The 17,227-nt window shown below is 71.3% G+C and carries 14 protein-coding genes and 1 pseudogene; 9 read left to right on the top strand and 6 right to left on the bottom strand.

The features are described from left to right. Window positions 1-39 precede the first annotated feature (39 nt). Window positions 40-825, bottom strand: coding sequence for a sulfite exporter TauE/SafE family protein (locus tag HNR57_RS26235; RefSeq protein ID WP_184563496.1), 786 nt, complete (start codon window positions 823-825; stop codon window positions 40-42). A gap of 257 nt (window positions 826-1,082) precedes the next feature. Between HNR57_RS26235 and HNR57_RS26230 the strand changes: the two genes are divergently transcribed. The 4 genes from HNR57_RS26230 (at window position 1,083) to HNR57_RS26215 (ending at window position 4,692) form a co-directional block, all read left to right on the top strand. Continuing rightward, window positions 1,083-2,168: an alkene reductase gene (locus HNR57_RS26230; RefSeq protein WP_184563734.1), complete on the top strand. Its 1,086-nt coding sequence runs from the start codon at window positions 1,083-1,085 to the stop codon at window positions 2,166-2,168. A 167-nt stretch (window positions 2,169-2,335) separates the two neighbouring features. Next, window positions 2,336-2,857: a MarR family winged helix-turn-helix transcriptional regulator gene (locus HNR57_RS26225; protein ID WP_184563494.1), complete on the top strand. Its 522-nt coding sequence runs from the start codon at window positions 2,336-2,338 to the stop codon at window positions 2,855-2,857. A gap of 190 nt (window positions 2,858-3,047) precedes the next feature. After that, window positions 3,048-4,430: an L-serine ammonia-lyase gene (locus tag HNR57_RS26220; RefSeq protein WP_184563492.1), complete on the top strand. Its 1,383-nt coding sequence runs from the start codon at window positions 3,048-3,050 to the stop codon at window positions 4,428-4,430. Beyond that, window positions 4,414-4,692 (top strand): thiamine pyrophosphate-dependent enzyme, encoded by a 279-nt coding sequence (locus HNR57_RS26215; RefSeq protein WP_246554941.1) that lies wholly within the window; start codon window positions 4,414-4,416, stop codon window positions 4,690-4,692. The genes HNR57_RS26220 and HNR57_RS26215 overlap by 17 nt, the downstream gene beginning before the upstream one ends. Before the next feature lie 156 nt (window positions 4,693-4,848). On the opposite strand, the gene HNR57_RS26210 is transcribed toward HNR57_RS26215, so the two are convergent. Then, on the bottom strand, window positions 4,849-5,610 hold the full coding sequence (locus HNR57_RS26210; RefSeq protein WP_184563491.1) for a DeoR/GlpR family DNA-binding transcription regulator: 762 nt from the start codon (window positions 5,608-5,610) through the stop codon (window positions 4,849-4,851). A 254-nt stretch (window positions 5,611-5,864) separates the two neighbouring features. Here HNR57_RS26210 and HNR57_RS26205 point away from each other — a divergent pair. From HNR57_RS26205 to HNR57_RS26195, 3 genes and pseudogenes are all read left to right on the top strand, one after another. Beyond that, window positions 5,865-6,137 (top strand): annotated as a pseudogene (locus tag HNR57_RS26205) (MFS transporter); the annotation flags it as partial. 104 nt (window positions 6,138-6,241) lie between these two features. Further along, window positions 6,242-7,234 carry an LLM class flavin-dependent oxidoreductase gene (locus HNR57_RS26200; protein ID WP_184563489.1) on the top strand — a complete coding sequence of 331 codons (993 nt, stop codon included), beginning with the start codon at window positions 6,242-6,244 and terminating at the stop codon, window positions 7,232-7,234. A 34-nt stretch (window positions 7,235-7,268) separates the two neighbouring features. After that, window positions 7,269-7,889 carry an HAD family hydrolase gene (locus HNR57_RS26195; protein ID WP_184563487.1) on the top strand — a complete coding sequence of 207 codons (621 nt, stop codon included), beginning with the start codon at window positions 7,269-7,271 and terminating at the stop codon, window positions 7,887-7,889. Window positions 7,890-7,926: 37 nt separating this feature from the next. On the opposite strand, the gene HNR57_RS26190 is transcribed toward HNR57_RS26195, so the two are convergent. Beyond that, a complete protein-coding gene (locus HNR57_RS26190; protein ID WP_184563485.1) occupies window positions 7,927-10,221 on the bottom strand; it encodes an FdhF/YdeP family oxidoreductase in 2,295 nt (764 codons plus the stop codon). Between the two features lie 3 nt (window positions 10,222-10,224). Beyond that, entirely contained in the window at window positions 10,225-11,367 is a 1,143-nt protein-coding gene (locus HNR57_RS26185) for an aromatic ring-hydroxylating oxygenase subunit alpha (protein ID WP_184563483.1), read from the bottom strand. Window positions 11,368-11,560: 193 nt separating this feature from the next. Here HNR57_RS26185 and purU point away from each other — a divergent pair, with 193 nt between their 5' ends. Beyond that, window positions 11,561-12,433 (top strand): formyltetrahydrofolate deformylase, encoded by an 873-nt coding sequence (gene purU, locus HNR57_RS26180; protein WP_184563481.1) that lies wholly within the window; start codon window positions 11,561-11,563, stop codon window positions 12,431-12,433. A gap of 55 nt (window positions 12,434-12,488) precedes the next feature. Further along, entirely contained in the window at window positions 12,489-13,280 is a 792-nt protein-coding gene (locus HNR57_RS26175; protein ID WP_184563479.1) for an IclR family transcriptional regulator, read from the top strand. Between the two features lie 94 nt (window positions 13,281-13,374). Here HNR57_RS26175 and HNR57_RS26170 read toward each other — a convergent pair whose 3' ends face one another. Both HNR57_RS26170 and HNR57_RS26165 read right to left on the bottom strand, forming a co-directional pair. Further along, window positions 13,375-13,980, bottom strand: a complete 606-nt coding sequence (locus HNR57_RS26170; protein WP_184563477.1) for a sarcosine oxidase subunit gamma — start codon at window positions 13,978-13,980, stop codon at window positions 13,375-13,377. Beyond that, entirely contained in the window at window positions 13,973-17,206 is a 3,234-nt protein-coding gene (locus tag HNR57_RS26165; RefSeq protein WP_184563475.1) for a sarcosine oxidase subunit delta family protein, read from the bottom strand. Before HNR57_RS26165 ends, HNR57_RS26170 begins: the two co-directional genes overlap by 8 nt. Between the last annotated feature and the right edge of the window lie 21 nt (window positions 17,207-17,227).

Here is a 17,227-nt window from a genome sequence, read left to right as displayed (position 1 = left end):
GCGCCCTGCCCTCGAAGGCGCCGCGGCGGACTCGGCGCCTCAAACCAGGGCCTGCACGACGTAGAGGATGCCCAGGCCTGCAGCCAGGCCGCCGAGGAGAAGACGCAGGCCCGTCTCCGGCAGGCGGGGCTGCAGGCGGGCACCGATGTAGCCGCCGACCAGCCCGCCCATGCCGCAGGCGAGCCCGAGCCACCAGTCGGGTGCGACGTCGCCGACGCTGGCCAAGGACAGCAACGCATACGCACCGGCGCCGACGACAGAGGTGGCGAACGTCGCGGCGAGTGCGGCCGGCGCCACCCGCGTCATGGGCAGACCCCGGGCGGCGAGGACCGGTCCGAGGAGGGATCCGCCGCCGATGCCGTAGATCCCTCCGACCACCCCCACCGCCACCGCGAGGGCGGCGAGCGCCACCGGGGACGGGTCCCCCGCCGGGGCAGAACGGCCACGGGCCGGTTTGAGGGTGCGGACACACAACCACACCCCTAGCGGCAGGAGCAGGGCGGCGATCAGCAGCCGGAACACACCTGGTCCGGGCAGAGCGAAGACGCGCAGCGCGGCGCCCAGCACGACGCCGGGGAGCGTGCCGGCGACCAGGCGCCGGGCCAGGCCGCCGCGCAGAGCTCCGTCGCGGCGGTAACGCCAGAGCGCGCCCGGCCCGGCCACCACGTTGAAGAGCAGGTTCGTCGGCGTGATCGCCGGGCTGGGCACGCCGAAGACGCTCAGCTGAACCGGCAGAAGGAACACCGCCCCGGACACCCCCGCGGGCGCGGTCACCACCGCGATCAGCAAGCCGGCGACCAGACCCGCCCACACCGTCCCGTCCATCCGGCCTCCCGCCCCTCACCGCAAACCCGGCCAGTATCAGCGCCCCGGCACCGGCAGGACGCATCGGCAACGAGATGTTCATGAGCGGCAGCCTCGCGAGGAGGCATCGGAAGCCTGCCTGTATCTGCTCGAACAAGTAATTCTCCACACCTCTCACGTCAGCGAGTGACGCAGCTCACACACCTCATGGGGAAGACTGAACGGCCATTTTCCTGTTCGGACAAGTAACAGCCTCTTCCCGCGAAAGAGAGATGACGATGTCGAAGGCGTTCGACCCCTACCAGCTGGGTGGCAAGCACCTGGCCAACCGCCTGGTGATGGCGCCCATGACCCGTAGCCGGGCCTACGGCCCCGGCCAGAGCCCCATGCCGTTGATGGCGGACTACTACGCGCAGCGCGCCTCCGCCGGACTGATCGTCACCGAGGGCACCCAGCCCTCCAGGATCGGTCAGGGCTACCCCGACACCCCCGGCATCCACACCGCCGAACAGGTCGCCGCATGGCGGAAGGTGACCGACGCCGTGCACGCACAGGGGGGCGTGATCTACCTGCAGATCATGCACACCGGACGGGTCGGTCACCCGGCCCTGACGGGCCTGCAGCCCGTCGCCCCCTCCGCCGTCGCGGCCGCCGGGCAGGTGTACACCCACGAAGGACCCCAGGACTTCGTCACCCCGCGCGAGCTGACCGACGCCGAGATCCGCGCCACCATCGCCGAGTACGCCACCGCCGCCCGCAACGCCATCGAGGCCGGCTTCGACGGCGTCGAGCTGCACGGTGCCAACGGATACCTCATCCACCAGTTCCTGGCCCCCAACAGCAACCGGCGCACCGACACCTGGGGCGGCAGCCCCGAGAAGCGCATCCGTTTCGCCGTGGAGACCACCAAGGCCGTCGCGGCAGCCATCGGCGCCGACAAGGTCGGCTTCCGCCTCTCCCCCGGCAACCCCTACAACGACATCGACGAGTCCGACACCGCCGACACCGCGGCCACCTACACCGCCCTGGTCGAGGCCCTCGCCCCGCTGAACCTCGCCTACTTGCACCAGTTGGAGGCACCCGGGGTACGTGACCTGGTGCTCCGGCTGCGCAAGGCATGGCCCACGACCTTCATCCTGAACCCCTTCACCGGCCAGGAGCCCACCGGGCCGGCCGAGTTGGAACTCGTGGAGAACGGCACCGCCGACCTGCTCGCCTACGGTGCCCTCTTCCTCGCCAACCCCGACCTGCCCACCCGCCTGGCCCAGGGCGGCCCGTTCAACTCCCCCGACCCCGCCACCTTCTACGGCGGCGGCGAGCAGGGTTACACCGACTTCCCCACGCTGGACGAAGCCCGCGCCTGACGTCCGGCGGCGGACCCGTGTCCGCCGGGCATGCCACACCTGAGCAGCACATACCCTGCCCTCAGGAGGCGGGCCCGGGAACCTGCACGCGGCAGCCGGCCCCAGCGCCGGCTGCCGCGACCGGCCCCGCAGGAACGGCCGCACGGGAGAGGGCAGAAGGCAGCACCATGGAAACCGAGGCAACATCCCAGGTCCCCGAGACGGGGGAACTCCCCGAGGCCGCACGCCGGGGGCCGATCAGCCATGCGATCTTCCGGGTGGCCCGCCTGCACCGCATGCTCGCCGGGCAACTGCTGCGCGAGGTCGGCCTGCACCCGGCCCAGGAGTTGGTGATGATGCAGCTCTGGGACCGGGGACGGATGCGCCAGACCGACCTCGCCCGGCACGTCGGTGCCGACGCCGCCACCATGACCCGTACCATCCAGCGCCTGGAGAAGGCCGGCTTCGTACGCCGCGTGCGTTCCACCAGCGACAAGCGCTCCGTCCTGGTCGAGCCCACCGCCGCCAGCCAGGCCCTGCGCGGGCAGGTCGAAGACGTCTGGGCCCGCCTGGAGGGCTACGTCGGCGGCGACCTCACCGACGCCGAACTCGACGAGGCCCTGGCCGTCCTCGAACGCCTCGAAAGCAATCTCGCCACCCGCGTCACCGACGCCGAACCGCCCTCGCGCCCCGGCGCAGCCGACGCGTGACGCCAGACGCCTGACCCTGACGCCTGACGCCTGACGCCTGACGCCTGACGCCTGACCAGGCGATCACCGCCGGGTGGCTCGCCCAGCGCCCCGATCGAGGCCGTCCGCCTTCTTGACAACCCCCGAACCCGCGAGAAAGGCTGTTGCACATAGAGAGTCCAGTTGCTCAATAGGAAACGGGAGCCCGCTCGTGGCCATCTCCGTCTTCGACCTCTTCTCCATCGGCATAGGGCCGTCCAGTTCGCACACCGTCGGCCCCATGCGCGCCGCCGCCATGTTCGCCGGGCGGCTGGAGGGGGAAGGACTCCTCGCCCGCACGGCAGCGGTGCGGGCCGAGCTCTTCGGCTCCCTCGGCGCCACCGGACACGGCCACGGCAGCCCCAAGGCCGTGCTGCTCGGCCTGGAGGGCAACGAGCCGCACACGGTGGACGTGGCCGAGGCCGGACGGGACGTCGAGCGGATCACGTCGACGGGGCGGCTCCGGCTGCTGGGCCGCGACCTCGGCGATGCCCACGAGATCGGCTTCGACGCGGACAGCCAGTTGGTGCTGCACCGCCGCCGTTCACTGCCGTACCACGCCAACGGCATGACGTTGTTCGCGTACGACGCCGAGGGCACGGTGCTGCTGGAGAAGACGTACTACTCGGTCGGCGGCGGCTTCGTCGTCGATGAGGACGCGGTGGGCGCGGACCGGGTCACGCTGGACGACACCGTGCTCAAGTACCCGTTCACCAGCGGTGACGAGTTGCTGCGGCTGACCCGGGAGACAGGCCTGTCGATCTCGGCGCTGATGCTGGAGAACGAACTGTCCTGGCGCAGCGAGAAGGAGATCCGTACCGGTCTGCTGGAGATCTGGCGGGTGATGCGGGAGTGCGTGGCGAGCGGACTGTCCTGTGAGGGGATCCTGCCGGGCGGGCTGAGGGTCCGCCGCCGGGCGACCGCCGTGGCCAAGGCGCTGCGGGCCGACGGTGATCCGGCCGGGCGGGCGCTGGAGTGGGTGACCCTCTACGCCATGGCTGTCAACGAGGAGAACGCGGCCGGGGGCCGCGTGGTCACCGCCCCGACCAACGGGGCGGCCGGCATCATCCCGGCCGTCCTGCACTACTACGTCAATTTCGTCCATGGCGCCGACGACGACGCAGTCGTCCGGTTCCTGCTGGCGGCCGGTGCAATCGGCCTGCTGTTCAAGGAGAACGCCTCCATCTCCGGTGCGGAGGTCGGCTGTCAGGGCGAGGTCGGTGCGGCCTGCTCGATGGCCGCGGGCGGCCTCGCGGAGGTCCTCGGCGGTTCACCGGAGCAGGTGGAGAACGCCGCCGAGATCGGCATGGAGCACAACCTGGGTCTGACGTGCGACCCGGTCGGCGGCCTGGTCCAGATCCCCTGTATCGAGCGGAACGGCATGGCCGCGGTCAAGGCCGTCACCGCGGCACGGATGGCCCTGCGGGGCGACGGCCGCCATCACGTCTCCCTGGACAAGGTCATCAAGACCATGAAGGAGACCGGTGCCGACATGAAGGTCAAGTACAAGGAGACGGCTCGGGGCGGGCTCGCGGTCAATGTCATCGAGTGCTGAGGGAGAAGGGGTCGCGCGACGGGCTCACCCTGCCGACGTCCGCAGGAACGAGGCGGCCCTCCGGCACATCGGCACCGAGTTCTCGCACCCCGACGGCTCGCCGTGCAGCCCCGACTCCGCGGCCATGGGCCGGGCCTTCGGGATCGAGTCGTGGAAGGTCAACGACGCCGCGTCCCTGGAGCCGACCCTGCGCAAGGCCGTCCAGTCCGGGGCACCCGCTCTGGTCGAGGTACCGACGGACCGCGACGCCGCGGGTCCCTGAGTGCCCGGCTGGTGGGACTTGCCGGTGCCGGCGTACATCACGGACGAGCGCCAGGACGAGTACCACCGCACCCGGGCCACCGAGCAGCACCTCTGAGACGACCCCGCGCCCGTCGGCGTCGGCCGTGGGGCCGACGCCGGGGGCCGAGAGGGTCTGTCACACGGTCCGGACGACGGTGCCGCCGACTTCCAGTGCGGTGACTTCACCGGCGGCTGCGGTGGTGTCGGTGACGAGGGTGTGCAGGAGGGCGGCGGGGCCGACGTAGGCGTAGGCGGTGTGGCCGAGTTTGCTGCCGTCGGCGGCGCCGATGACGCGGCGGGCGGAGGCGATGCCGGCCTTCTTCACCGCGGCGTCGTCGAGGTCGTAGGCGGTCAGGCCGTCGGCCGCCGTCAGCCCGCAGCAGCCGATGACGGCGGTGTCGAAGCGCAGGGCGGCCAGCGAGGCGAGGGTGAGGGGGCCCGTGAGGGCTCCCTCGGCGGCACGGGGCTGTCCGCCGGGCACGACCAGTGTGGCCGGGCCGGGTGTCTCGCCGAACAGGTGGATGGCCTGGAGGGACAGGGGCATCACGGTGACGGACCGCTCACGCAGGAGGCGGCCGACCTCCAGACAGGTGGTGCCACTGTCCAGCAGGACGCTCTCGCCGTCCGCGATGAGTGCGGAGATCCCGGCCGCGATCCGGCGTTTGGCGTCGACCGCCTCGTGGGCGCGCAGCGCGAAGGGGGGCTCCTCGCCCCGGAGCAGCAGGGTGCGTGCCCCTCCGCGGACGCGTTCGAGGACGCCCTGGGCGGCGAGGGTGTCGAGGTCGCGCCGGATGGTCATCTCCGAGGCGCCGGTCAGCTCCGCCAGTTCCTGGACCGTGGCTTCCCCGGAGTCCCTGACGGCCTTCGCGATCAGCCTGTGCCGGTCTGCATTGCTCATACCGCGATTGAACACCACCAAGAAACGAACATCTAAGTTGTTCATTAACGGGATTTTCAAACACTATGGATGTTCGATACGGTGGGCGGCATGGAGCGTTCCCTGCGAGCCGCCCGCGTGGCGACCTATGTCTACTTCGTCCTGTACGGCACCTTGCTGGGCACCTGGGTGGTGCAGATCCCCGCGATCGAGGAACGTGTGGGGATCAGCCATGCCGCGCTCGGCGGTCTGCTGGTGGTGCTCGGGCTCGGGGCGGCCTGTCCGGCTGCGTCCCGCAGCTGTTCAGTGCGGCCGGGCACGCCGATCCCTCCGCCGCCGGGGCCAACGTCTCCCGCGTCGCCGGGCTGGGCTATGTCGGCATGCTCGCCGGGCCTGCCGTCATCGGCTGGCTGACCCACCTCGTCGCACTGAACGAGGCCTTCGTCCTGTTGACCCTGCTGTGCGTGACCACCGCCGTGGGCGCCCGCGTCCTGCGCACCGGATCCGGCAGCACCCGTCGGCGCGAGATGGCAGCCGACACCCACTGACCGCTTGTGCGGCACGGTCCCTGACAGCCGTGCCGCACAAGCCCTCATCTCCCCCGGTCGCCAGGGCCGGGGAGGGAAGCCTCAGCCGACCGAAGGAGCCCCCGATGTCCGAGTCCCACGCACGGCCCGCCCGCGGCCGTGTCGGTGTCATGCTGCCCCGCGACCTCCCCGTCCGCGACGTGCTGCCCTTCGCCCGCCGTGCCGAGGAGCTGGGGTTCGACCAGGTCTGGGTGGTGGAGGACCTCGGCTGGCGCGGGGGTGTCGCCCAGGCCGCCACCGTCCTGGCCGCCACCACCGACCTCACCGTCGGGATCGGCATCATGCCCGCCGGCGCCCGCAACGTGGGCTTCGCCGCGATGGACCTGGCCACCCTCGCCCAGCTCCACCCCGGCCGGCTCATCGCGGGAATCGGCCACGGCATGCCCGGCTGGATGCGCCAGGCCGGGTCCTGGCCCGCCAGCCCCCTGACGCTGATCAAGGAGTACGCGAGCGCGCTGCGTCTGCTCGTCGCCGGGCAGCCCGGCCCCGTGAACGGCCGGTACGTACGCTGCGAAGGCGTCGTCCTCACCGAGGTCCCGGACGTCGTCCCGCCGGTCGTGCTGGGTGTCCGCGGCCCCAAGTCGCAGCAAGCCGCGGGCGAGGTCGCCGACGGACTCCTGCTGGCCGAGCCCGCCGCACCCGCCTACATCACCGCCTCGTTGCGCAACCTGGGCCGCGCCGCCCCGGCGAACCGTCCGGAGATCGTCACCTACGACGCCGGCGCCGTCGACGACGACGAGGAAGCCGCCCTCACCCGCGTCCGCGCCGCCCTGGAGCCGGTCGGCGAACCGGAGTGGGCCGCGCACATAGCCCCGCTGCCCTTCGCCACCGAACTGCACGCCCACCGCACCGCCAGCCCCGACGCCCGGCACTTCGCCCGGACGATGCCCGCCGACTGGGTCCGTCAGCTGAGCGTCTCCGGCACCCCGGCCCAGGCCCGCGCGGCGATCGGTGCCCGCCATGCGGCCGGCGCGACCAGCGTCGTGCTCGCCCCGGCGGGCCCCGACGCCCTGGCCGCACTCGGCTCACTCGCCCGCGCCCTGCCCCACCGGCACTGAACCGAACGCCCCGAGACCCCAAGGGAACCGCCCCATGTCCACCGACCGCAGCCGCATCGTGCTCTTCGACCTCTTCGGGGTCATAGCCCGCCACCAACGCCCGGGCGCCCTGGAGAAGATGGCCGCCCGCTGCCACACCTCCCCGGACGCCTTCACCACGGCCTACTGGACCCACCGTCAGCCCTACGACGCCGGCCGGCACACCGCGTCCGCGTACTGGACCGACGTACTGCAGGCCCTGTCCCGCCCCACCGACGCCGACACGATCGAAGAGCTACGGCTCACCGACATCGACAGCTGGTCCCGCGTCGACGAGCGCATGGTCGCCTATGTGCGCAACCTCGGAGACCGTGCCCGGGTCGCCCTGCTGTCCAACATCCCGGCAGATCATGCGGACGCCTTCCTCGCCGCCCATTCCTGGCTGCACGACCTCGACCTCGTCGCCTTCTCCGGAAAGATCCGTGCGGCCAAGCCCGACCCGGCCGCCTTCCAGCACTGCGTCACCGCCCTGCACGCCGCACCCGCCGACTTCCTCTTCGTCGACGACCGCGAGGAGAACGTCCGCGCGGCGCAAGCCGTCGGCATGAACGGACACGTCTTCGAGGGCCAGGACGACCTCGCGGCCGCCATCGACGCGTGGCTGCCGGCCCGATGAGCAAGGCTGCCGCATGGCGACTACGGCGGCTGCCCGGTCAGCGGGCCGCTTCCAGCCGGACCACGATCGACTTGGACGTCGGCGTGTTGCTGATGTCCGCGGTGGAATCCAGGGGGACGAGGACGTTGGTCTCGGGGAAGTAGGCGGCGCAGCAGCCGCGCGGGGTGGGGTAGGCGACCGTACGGAAGGCCGGGGCCCGGCGTTCGACGCCGTCGGAGAACTCGCTGACGATGTCGACCGGTTCGCCTTCGGCCAGGCCCTGGGCGGCGAGATCGTCCGGGTGGACGAAGAGCACCCTGCGGCCCTGGTGGATGCCGCGGTAGCGGTCGTCCAGGCCGTAGATGGTGGTGTTGTACTGGTCGTGCGAGCGGATGGTCTGCAGGAGCAGCCGTCCCGCCGGGACACGCAGGACGTCCAGCTGGTTGACGCTGAAGTTGGCCCGTCCGGTCCTGGTGGGGAAGCGCCGCTCGTCGCGGGGCGGGTGCGGAAGGGCGAAGCCGCCCGGCGCCCGCACCCGGGCGTTGAAGTCCTCGAAGCCGGGGATCACCCGGGCGATCCGGTCCCGGATCCGGTCGTAGTCCGCCTCGAAGTCCGCCCAGGGGACAGGTGGACCGTCGCTGACGAGGGCGGCGTCCGCCATCCGGCAGATGATCGCGACCTCGCTGAGCAAGGAGTCGGAGGCGGGTGCCAGGCGGCCGCGCGAGAGGTGCACCATGCCCATGGAGTCCTCCACCGTCACCTGTTGCTCTCCGGCGGACCGGAGGTCGGCTTCGGTGCGGCCCAGGCAGGGCAGGATGAGGGCCTGGCGGCCGGCCACCGCGTGGGACCGGTTGAGCTTGGTGGAGATCTGCACCGTGAGCTCGCAGTTGCGCAGCGCGCGCTCGGTGAGATCGGTGTCGGGGGCGGCGGAGACGAAGTTGCCGCCGAGGGCGACGAAGACCCGCACCCGTCCGTCCCGCATGGCCCGGATGGTGTCCACCGCGTCGTGGCCGTGGGGGCGCGGCGGCTCGAAGCCGAACTCCGCGCCGAGCGCGTCCAGGAAGGCGGCGTCGGGCTTCTCGTAGATGCCCATGGTCCGGTCGCCCTGGACGTTCGAGTGGCCGCGCACCGGGCAGAGTCCGGCGCCGGGGCGCCCGATGTTGCCGCGCAGGAGAAGGAAGTTGACGACTTCGCGGATGGTCGGCACCGAGTGGCGGTGCTGGGTGAGGCCCATGGCCCAGCAGACGACGATCTTCTCGGCGGCCAGGACCTCCTGGAACGCCTCCCGGATCTCCCGCGCCGACAGGCCGGTGGCCTCCAGGACGTCGTCCCAGGACGTCTTGCGGGCCCAGTCGGCGAAGTCCTCGAAGCCGTGGGTGTGCGCGGTGATGAAGTCGTGGTCGACGACCGTGCCGGGGGCGTCGTCCTCCGCCTCCAGGAGCATGCGGTTGAAGGCCTGGAACAGGGCCTGGTCGCCGCCGAGCCTGATCTGCAGGAACAGGTCGGTGAGTCGGGTGCCGCCGCCCAGCACCCCGGAGGGCCGCTGGGGATTCTTGAAGCGCAGCAGGCCGGCTTCGGGAAGGGGATTGACCGAGATGATCCGGGCTCCCCGGTCCTTGGCCGTTTCGAGTGCCGAGAGCATCCGGGGGTGGTTGGTGCCCGGGTTCTGCCCGACGACGAGGATCAGGTCGGCCTCGTACAGGTCCTCCAGCCGGACGCTGCCCTTGCCGATGCCGATGGTCTCGGTCAGGGCCGAACCGCTCGACTCGTGGCACATGTTGGAGCAGTCGGGCAGGTTGTTGGTGCCGAGGAGCCGGACGAAGAGCTGGTAGACGAAGGCTGCTTCGTTGCTCGCCCGGCCGGAGGTGTAGAAGGCCGCCTCGTCCGGTGAGTCGAGTGTGCGCAGCTCCCGGGCGACGACGGCGAACGCCTCGTCCCAGGAGACCGGCCGGTAGTGATCGCTGCCGGCCGGGCGGTACATGGGGTGCGTGAGGCGGCCCTGCCGGCCGAGCCAGTAGTCACTGCGCGCGGCCAGGTCCGCCAGGGGGTGCTCGGCGAAGAAGCTCGGGCCGACCCGGCGCAGGGTGGCCTCCTCGGCCACGGCCTTGGCGCCGTTCTCGCAGAACTCGGCGCGGTGGCGGTGTCCGGGCTCGGGCCAGGCGCATCCGGGGCAGTCGAAGCCCGACTTCTGGTTGACGCTCAGCAGGGTGAGCAGACTGCGGCGGACGCCCATCTGCGCGTGGGCGTGACGCAGGGAGGACGTGACCGCGGGGACGCCCGCGGCGTGGTCCTTGGGCGGGCCCACGCGCAGACGGGAGTCGCCGGGGTCCTCGGCGGGTGCCTTGCGGGCCATCGACTAGCGCTCCGCGAGGTTCGCGCGGGTACCGAGGCGGTCCTGGACCCAGTCGTGGAACTCGCCGATGTGGTGCTCGCTGGGCACCAGGACGCCGCCCTTGGCGTACAGCCGCGAGCTCATGGCCGGCTGGCAGCGCTCGCAGGCGTCGAAGTCCTGCCGGTTGACCCGGTCGAACAGTTCCACGGAGCGGCTGACGTCCCGGCCGCTCTCCACGACACCCTTCAGGTACAGCCAGTCGCACTCGACGATCGTGCGGTCGACCGCGACCGGGAACATCCGGTGGAAGATCACATGGTCGGGGACGAGGTTGATGAACACCTGCGGCCGGACGGTGATCGCGTAGTAGCGGCGGTCCTGGTCCTCGGTGACGCCCGGGATGCGGTCCAGGCCCTCCGAGCCGTCCACGGTGAAACCCTGGACGTCCGCGCCGAACTCGGCGCCGTGCCCCACGTAGAACTGCGCGGCGTACCCGTCGGCGAACTCCGGGAGCACCTCGGTCAGCTCCGGGTGGATGGTCGCGCAGTGGTAGCACTCCATGAAGTTCTCGATGATGAGCTTCCAGTTGGCCTTGACGTCGTAGACGATCCGCCGGCCGACCTCCAGGCTCTCGACGTCGTACCGCTCGATGGACTCGACGTCGCCCAGGCGCGCGACAACGTCGGCGATCACCGACCCCTCGAACGGCGGCGGGTTCTCGGCCAGGCACACCCACACGTAGCCGAGCCACTCGCGCACCGCCACGCTCGCCAGGCCGTACTCGGTGCGGCCGATGTCGGGCATCTTGGTCAGGTTCGGGGCCGCGACGAGCTTGCCGTTCAGGTCGTACGTCCAGGCGTGGTACGGACATTGGAAGGCCCGCTTCACCTCGCCGGACTCCTGCGTGCAGAGCTTCGCGCCCCGGTGCCGGCACACGTTGAAGAAGGCCCGGACGGAGCCGTCCCGCGAGCGGGTCAGCAGGACGCTCTCCCGCCCGACGTCCACGGTCCGGAACGCACCCGGCTTCGCCAGCTCCGACGAGCGTGCCGCGCAGAACCACATGGACTCGAAGATGTGTTCCTGCTCCAGGCGGAAGATCTCCGGGTCGGTGTAGTGGTCGCCGGGAAGGGTCGCGATCAGGCTGTCCGGCAGGCCGGTCGTAGTCATGGTTCACCTCGGAGTGCAGCGCCCCGGTCGGGCGAGTGGTTGCCTCATACGCAACGAGCCTCTTGCTACGCAACTCACAGTGCAGTCCACCCGAAGCACTGTCAAGACCTTGACCACGGGCCGCCGGAGCCGGGACCATGTTGCGTATCAGTCCCACTGTTGCGCAATACGCACTTCCCTCAGGGAGGGCTCAGTGTCTCTTGGACCCACATCCGGCCGTGAGTTCGTCCTCACGCTGTCGTGCCCCGACCGCTCGGGCCTCGTCCACGCCGTCACCGGCTTCCTCGTCCGGCACTCCGGGAACATCCAGGAGAGCCAGCAGTTCGACGACCGGCTCAAGGACCGCTTCTTCATGCGGGTGCACTTCGACGTCACGGACCCGGCCATGACACTGGAGGACCTGAAGTCCGGCTTCGCCCCGGTGGCGGAGGCGTACCGGATCTCCTGGCAGCTGTACGAGGCGTCGACCCCGACGCGCACGCTGATCATGGTGTCGAAGTTCGGGCACTGCCTGAACGACCTGCTCTTCCGCTGCCGCACCGGCGCGCTGAACATCGAGGTGCCGGCGATCGTCTCCAACCACCGGGACTTCGAACCCCTCGCCGAGAGCTACGGCATTCCGTTCCACCACGTGCCCGTGACCAGGGAGACGAAGCCCGAGGCGGAGGCGCGGCTGCTGGAGCTCGTCGAGGAGCTGGACATCGACCTGGTGGTCCTCGCCCGCTACATGCAGATCCTGTCGAACGACCTGTGCAAGCAGCTCGAAGGCCGGGCGATCAACATCCACCACTCGTTCCTGCCGAGCTTCAAGGGCGCCCGTCCCTACGTCCAGGCGCACGAGCGCGGCGTCAAGCTCGTCGGGGCGACGGCCCACTACGTCACCCCGGACCTCGACGAAGGGCCCATCATCGAGCAGGACGTCGTCCGTGTGAGCCACTCACAGGGACCGGACAGCCTGGTCGCCCTGGGGCGTGACGTGGAGGCGCAGGTCCTGGCGCGGGCGGTGGAATGGCACAGCCAGAGCCGCATCATGGTCAACGACAACCGTACGGTCGTCTTCCGCTGAGGAAATCGGCCTCCACCCCCTCACACCTGTTGACCATTTCACCTAGGGTTTCGCCATGAGCAACTACGGTGCCGAGTCCGCAGGCGCTCCGAGTGGCGGAGTGCAGTCCGTTGACCGTGCTGTCGCCGTGCTGGAGATCCTCGCCCAGCACGGCGAGGCGGGCGTGAGTGAAGTGGCCGCGGCGATCGACGTCCACAAGTCCACCGCTTTCCGTCTGCTCGGCGCGCTGGAAGCGCACGGGATGGTCGAGCAGGAGAGCGAGCGCGGGAAGTACCGTCTCGGTTTCGGGGTCGTGCGCCTGGCCGGCGCCGTGACGGGCCGTATCGCCGTCACCCGGCACGGACGGGGCATCTGCGAGCGCCTCGTCGACGACGTGGGCGAGACGATGAACATCGCCGTCCTCGAATCCCACCACGCGATCAACCTCTACCAGGTGCGCAGCACCTCGGCCATCGCCGCCCAGAACTGGGTGGGACGGCAGACACCGCTGCACTGCACGTCCAGCGGCAAGATCCTCCTCGCCCACCTCGACAAGAAGGACCGCGACGAGCTCCTCACCGAGACCGGCCTGCCCCGTCTGACACCGCGCACGGTGACCTCCAGGAAGAAGCTGGAGGCGGACCTCGCCCAGGCCCGTGATCAGGGCTACGCCATCACGATGGAGGAATACGAGGAGGGCCTCAACGCCGTCTCCGCACCCGTGCGTTCCGAAGAGGGCGAGGTCGTCGCCGCCCTCAGCGCGTCGGGACCGGCCTTCCGGATGACCGAGGGGCGGATGCACGAACTGGCGGAGGTGCTCGTCACGGGGGCGGACGAGCTCAGCCACCGTCTCGGCTACACGGGCTGAGGCCGGGTCGCCGGCCAGGACAGGACTCGCACGCCAAGCGGCGGTCGGAGATCCGGTATCCGGATCTCCGACCGCCGCTTTCGTGGCGTCCGGGTCAGCCCGTCCACTCCACGGCGGCGTCCAGCAGCCAGTCCGTCAGGTAGCCGGCGAAAGAGGAGCGGACCAGTACCCAGAACCCGGCCCTCGGGTCGTCGCGGGCCACCAGGACGACCTGGGTGCGGCCCAGGGTCGTCTGGGCACAGCGTCCCGGGCCGAAGACACGCGGGTGCAGGTCGAGCGAGCAGCCGTGGGCCAGCAGGTCGTGGGCACGGGGGCCGGCGACGAGAAGCGCGGTGCGCTGAGCCGAGACGTCGACGACGGACACGGGCTCGTCCCCGGCGGCCTCACGGATCCGGTTCTCCAGCCCGCGCCGGCCGCCCGGCGGGCCCACCACGAGCCACTCGTCGGGGCCGAGCCACAGCGCGGTCAGCTCCCCGGCGCGGACGACGGTGCCGGGCTCGACGGGCAGTTGCAGCCCCAGCGCCAGCCCCACGGCGTTCGCCGCCGCTCCCTTGGGATCGAGGCGGACGTTGATCTGGGTCAGGAAGGGGAGTTCCGCGAGCCGGACGGCGCCCCCGGAGGTGCGGGTCGCGGCGGCCAGCCGGTCCGCGGCGTGCGACAGGGGGCTGCGGAGCGGGGCGGTACGGGCGGTGTCAGCCATCGCGGCGGGCTCCCTCGGGGTCGTAGAGGACGGGGCTCGCGACGGTCACCGGGACCAGCCGGTCACCGACGGGGGCGTAGAGGCGCTCACCGATGCGCTCGCGTCCGCCCTTGACCAGCGCGAGCGCGAAGGTCCGGCCGAGGGCCGCGCTGCGGTAGCTGGACGTGACGTGGCCGAGCATCGGGACGGGGGGCGCGGGCAGCACGCTGTCGGCGACCAGGTGCGTGCCCTCGGGGAGGAACGTGCCCGGGTCCTCCGGGAGCAGACCGACCAGGTGCTTGCGGTCGGGGCGGACGGTGTCGGCACGGGCGAAGGAACGCTTGCCGATGAAATCGGGCTTCTTCTTCGACACCGCCCAGCTCATGCCGAGGTCCTGCGGTGTCACCGTGCCGTCGGTGTCCTGGCCGACGATCGGATAGCCCTTCTCCGCGCGCAGGACGTGCATGGTCTCCGTGCCGTAGGGGGTGATGCCGTACGGGGCGCCCGCCTCGTACAGCGCCTCCCACAGGGCGATGGCCTCCCACGGCGACACATTGATCTCGTAGGCGAGTTCGCCGGAGAAGCTGATCCGGCACACCCGGGCCTCGATGCCGGCGACCGTCGTGTCCCGCCACGCCATGAACGGGAAGTCGTCATTGGCCACGGCCAGTCGCGGCGCCAGGGAGCCGAGCACCTCGCGGGACTCCGGACCGACCAGGGCGACGGTGGCCCACTGCTCTGTCACGGAGGTGCAGTGGACTTTCAGCTCGGGCCACTCCGTCTGGAGCCACTCCTCCATCCAGTCCAGCACGGTGGCGGCGTTGCCCGTCGTGGTGGTGACCAGGTAGCGGTCCTGGCCGAGGCGGATGACGGTGCCGTCGTCGAAGACCATCCCGTCGGGGCGGCACATCACGCCGTAGCGGATCATGCCTACCTTCAGGGTGCTCATCATGTTGGTGTAGAGCAGGTCCAGGAAGGCGGCGGCGTCCGGGCCCTGGACGTCGATCTTGCCGAGGGTGGAGGCGTCCATGAAAGCGACGCCCTCGCGGGCGGCGGCGCATTCGCGCAGCACGGCCGTCTCCATGTCCTCGCCGTCCTGCGGGTAGTACCAGGGCCGCTTCCACTGGCCGACGTTCTCGAAGAGAGCGCCGTGCGCGACATGCCACTCGTGCAGGGCGGTGGTGCGGACCGGGTCGCTCAGCACGCCGCGGTCGCGGCCGGCGAGGGCGGCGAAGGAGACGGGGGTGTACGGGGGCCGGAACGTGGTCGTGCCGAGCGCCGAGATGTCCACACCGAGCAGTTCGGCGACGACACCGCTGGCCAGGACGCCGGAGGTCTTGCCCTGGTCGTTGGCGGTGCCGGCCGTGGTGTAGCGCTTGGTGTGCTCGACCGACCGCATACCGGCGCCGGTGGCCCGGGACAGGTCGTCGACGGTGACGTCACGCTGCAGGTCGACGAAACGCGGGGCGCCTTCCCGGCCCGGGACGGTGAAGACCCGCATGGGCGGCGTCTGCGGCAGTGCCGCCACCTGTGGCAGGCGGGGCGCCTCGGAGGTGTAGCCCTCGGCCTCGACCGCGCGGGCTCCGGCGGCCGCGCCCTGCGCGAGGACTCGGGCGAGGTCGAGGACGCCGCCGGCCGCTCCTGCGACCTCGACGGCCTGGCGGACGGTGTCGGGGACGAAGCTGCCGAGCTCCTCGTCGAGGCGGAGCTTGCCGCCCGCCTGGCTGAACAGGTGGGCGACCGGGTTCCAGCCGCCGGAGACCAGCAGCAGGTCGGCGGCGAACTCCCGTCGCCCTGTCGTCTCCCCGTACGGGGCGACGGTCACGGCGGTGAGGCGGGGGGCGCCGTCCGTGGCGGTGACGGCGTGGCCCGCCAGCACCTCGATGCCGGCCCGGCGGGTGCGGTCGGCCCACTCCCCCGGTTCGGGACGGGTGTCGACCACGGCCTCGATGGCGACGCCCGCCGCGGCGAGGTCCAGCGCCACCGCGTAGGCGCTGTCGTTGGTGGTGAAGACGACCGCGTGGCGGCCGGGCAGGACGCCGTGGCGGTTGACGTGGGCGCGGGCCGAAGCGGCCAGCATCACGCCGGGCCGGTCGTTGTCCGCGAAGGCCAGCGAGCGTTCATGGGCGCCGGTGGCGAGGACGACATGGCGGGCCCGGATGCGGTGGACGCGTTCCCGGGAGACCTTTTCGGGAGCCGCGGCGCCGAGGTGGTTGGTGCGGCGCTCGACGGCGAGCAGGTGGTTGTCGTCGTAGTAGCCGAAGACCGTGGTGCGGCGCAGGACCCGTACGTCGGGGGCGGCGTCGAGCCGGGCGGTCGTCTCGGCCACCCAGTCGAGGAGTTCGCCGGTGCCGAGGAGGCTGCCGCCGGGGTCCGGCTGGTCGTCGGCGAGGACGACGCGGGCGCCCGATCGGGCGGCGGCCGCGGCCGCGGCGAGGCCGGCCGGGCCCGCGCCGACGACCAGGAGGTCGCAGTGGGTGTGCACGGCGTCGTAGCGGGCCGGGTCGGGTTCGGTGGCGAGGCGGCCCTGGCCGGGGAGGCTGGTTGCGACGAGGCCGTCGTAGAGCTCGACGGTGGTGGCCGGGAGCATGGGCTCGGGGAACGGTTCCTCGATCTGGATGACCGCGTTGGGTTCCTCGACTCCGGCCGAGAAGATGCCGCGGGGGCGGCCCAGTTTGATGCTGGTGCCGGTCTGGATGACGCCGTTGGCGAGGAGGGCGGAGGCGAGGGTGTCGCCTCTGTAGCCCTGGTACTCCGTGCCGTCGAAGGTGAAGGTGAGGGGCTCGTCGCGCTGGATCCGGCCTCGGGTTGGGTGGCGGAAGGGCTGGTTGTCCTCCCCCTCCCCGCCCCTTCCCGAAACCAGGGGCTCTGCCCCCGGGCCCCGCTGGGGACTCTGCCCCCAGACCCCCGTATCGGCCTGAACGGCCTCGTTCTCACGCGCCGGACAGGCTGCCTGCGCCGCACGTGCCTCGAGAACGGCCGGGCGCTCCTCCCCCGCCCGGTACACCGTCAGGATCTCGTTCGTCGACGTGTCCCGGACGGCGTTGAACCAGCGGCGGCAGCCCGCGGCGTGGCTCCAGCGTTCCGCGAAGGGGCCCCTCGGGTTGTCGCGGAAGAAGAGGTAGCGGGCCCACTCCTCGTCGGTGAGGGACGCCGGGGCCTCCGGGTACGGCACATGGGCCTGGCCGCCGTAGTGGAACTCGGCCTCGTCGCGAGGTCCGCACCACGGGCAGGGGATCAGCAGCATGGATCGGCTCCCAAAGCTTCC

It is taken from the genome of Streptomyces paradoxus (genome assembly GCF_014202475.1).
In the GTDB taxonomy this organism is placed as follows: domain Bacteria; phylum Actinomycetota; class Actinomycetes; order Streptomycetales; family Streptomycetaceae; genus Streptomyces; species Streptomyces paradoxus.
This window is presented reverse-complemented; position numbering and strand designations above follow the sequence as displayed.

Coding starts and splice junctions, on each gene's coding strand:
- HNR57_RS26170 (WP_184563477.1), bottom strand. CDS start 13,980: ATGGCTGACACCGCCCGTACCGCCCCGCTCCGCAGCCCCCTGTCGCAC.
- HNR57_RS26225 (WP_184563494.1), top strand. CDS start 2,336: ATGGAAACCGAGGCAACATCCCAGGTCCCCGAGACGGGGGAACTCCCC.
- HNR57_RS26185 (WP_184563483.1), bottom strand. CDS start 11,367: ATGACTACGACCGGCCTGCCGGACAGCCTGATCGCGACCCTTCCCGGC.
- HNR57_RS26235 (WP_184563496.1), bottom strand. CDS start 825: ATGGACGGGACGGTGTGGGCGGGTCTGGTCGCCGGCTTGCTGATCGCG.
- HNR57_RS26165 (WP_184563475.1), bottom strand. CDS start 17,206: ATGCTGCTGATCCCCTGCCCGTGGTGCGGACCTCGCGACGAGGCCGAG.
- HNR57_RS26230 (WP_184563734.1), top strand. CDS start 1,083: ATGTCGAAGGCGTTCGACCCCTACCAGCTGGGTGGCAAGCACCTGGCC.
- HNR57_RS26175 (WP_184563479.1), top strand. CDS start 12,489: ATGAGCAACTACGGTGCCGAGTCCGCAGGCGCTCCGAGTGGCGGAGTG.
- HNR57_RS26210 (WP_184563491.1), bottom strand. CDS start 5,610: ATGAGCAATGCAGACCGGCACAGGCTGATCGCGAAGGCCGTCAGGGAC.
- HNR57_RS26215 (WP_246554941.1), top strand. CDS start 4,414: ATGTCATCGAGTGCTGAGGGAGAAGGGGTCGCGCGACGGGCTCACCCT.
- HNR57_RS26195 (WP_184563487.1), top strand. CDS start 7,269: ATGTCCACCGACCGCAGCCGCATCGTGCTCTTCGACCTCTTCGGGGTC.
- HNR57_RS26200 (WP_184563489.1), top strand. CDS start 6,242: ATGTCCGAGTCCCACGCACGGCCCGCCCGCGGCCGTGTCGGTGTCATG.
- HNR57_RS26190 (WP_184563485.1), bottom strand. CDS start 10,221: ATGGCCCGCAAGGCACCCGCCGAGGACCCCGGCGACTCCCGTCTGCGC.